This is a genomic window from Mesorhizobium sp. WSM4819 (genome assembly GCF_055811215.1).
On sequence record NZ_JBVVQO010000078.1, the window covers coordinates 1 to 1,899 of the forward strand.

1 protein-coding gene is annotated in these 1,899 nt (G+C 60.3%); it reads right to left on the reverse strand.

The annotated features are described in order from the left end of the window. A partial coding sequence (locus tag AC0L18_RS32275; RefSeq protein ID WP_473495725.1) for a DEAD/DEAH box helicase occupies positions 1-1,899 on the reverse strand: 1,899 nt, incomplete at both ends.

The following is a 1,899-nucleotide window of genomic DNA, read 5'->3' on the forward strand; positions in this document are numbered from 1 at the left end:
AGGTCCCTTTGGCTGATGGCCAGGCCAGAGCCAAGCCGGTCGAGAGCTACAAGAGCCGAAAGTCGGGACCTTGTGGCTTCAGCCAATTCCCTGCCGGGCTCGGTCAAGAGAAGTGCAATGCCTTGCACCCTTCCTCTGCCTACACGACCTCGAAGCTGGTGGAGTTGTGCAAGTCCGAAACGGTCGGCCCGCCAAACGAGAATGGTGTTTGCCCGCGGTATATCAAGTCCGCTTTCGATGATGTCAGTGGCCAACAAAATGTCGCCTTCGCCTGCTGCGAACCGGACAACTATCTCGTCCAGTTCACGCCCTTTCATTTCGCCATGCGCGATCTTCACCGATAGCTGCGGAACCAGCCTGCCCAGTTGTTCAACGACAGTCTCGATGTCATCTATGCGTGGTACGACAAAGAAGCTTTGTCCTCCGCGGCGGTATTCGCGCAATAGAGCAGCTTTGGCCGAGCCGGCATCGAAAGGAGCCAAGATGGTGCGAACCGGACGCCGCTTGGCAGGTGGTGTGTTCAGGACGCTGACTTCCTGCACGCCCGCCATCGCCAACTGAAGCGTGCGGGGTATCGGGGTAGCGCTCATGGTCAGAGTGTGGAGGCATGGCGCCAACCCTCGCAGTGATTGCTTCAGCTTGGCCCCGAACCGATGCTCTTCGTCGATTACGAGCAGCCCGAGATCGCTAAAGGCCACCCCTTTGGCCGCAACAGCATGGGTCCCGACGACGACCGCAATGTTGCCGCTTCTCAGACCGTCCTTCACTTTCCTTGCCTCTGTCGATCCGACCACCCTGGAAAGGTGAGCAACTTGGATGTTGAACCCTGCGAAACGCCGGCAGAACGTCTCGTAGTGCTGACGCGCGAGCACGGTGGTGGGCGCAACGATAGCAACCTGCTTGCCACAAAACGCGGCCGCAGCACACGCCCGAAGCGCCACCTCGGTCTTTCCGAAGCCGACGTCGCCGCAGACCAGCCGGTTCATCGTTTTGCCCGAGGACAGGTCATCCATCACGGCTCGGATTGCGGCAGCTTGGTCGGGGGTCGCGCGGTAAGGGAATCGCGCCGCGAAGCGAGCAAGGTCGGCATGCGGCGGCTTGATCAATTCGGCGGACTGGCAGGACCTGGCCTTCGCAATGGCGACCAGCCGCTTGGCCACCTTCTCGATCTCGCGGACTACAGACTGGCGCCGCTTCTTCCAGCCTTCACCATCTAGTCGGTCCAAGGCTATCGCATCTGGCTCGGATCCATAGCGCCATATACGGCCAAACTCCTCTACTGGCACCAGCAAGGAAGCGCCACCATGATATTCAAGCTTCACAACATCCTGTTGCAGACCAGCCACTTCAATTTGTTCGATCGCGGCAAGGACGCCCACGCCATGGTCTTCATGGACAACCAGATCGCCGAGCCGCAGTTCGGGTTCGGCTATGCCGTTACCAGAGCCCGCGTTTGCAGTCGATGACGGACCGAATATGTCCGCTGCCGCAACGACTGCAATTCGGGATGGCCCGTCGACAAAGCCCTCCGTGAGATCGAATTCCGCCTTCAGAAGAGAGCCTCTTTCGACAGAGAGGATTTGCGGCCAATCGGCGACCGGGTCCATCTTGCGACTGAACTTACGGTCGAGCAGCCGCTCTGCTCGGCGCAGTTCCGAAGCTTCGCCCGTGACCACCACACTAAACCCCGAGCTTGTGCGCGCCTGGGCGAACTCGGCGAATTCGTGCCCGGCTCGCGGCAGGTGGAAGAATTTGGGGATTCGACCAACCGGGATCGTAAGACGCAGGCACTGGCGATCCCGTAGCGAGTCGTCCCATTCCTCACGCGACAAATAAAATTGTTTCGCCGCGGGCCGCGCCACCGTGGATACTTGCCGCCTGCCGCGCCACGCCTCCTCT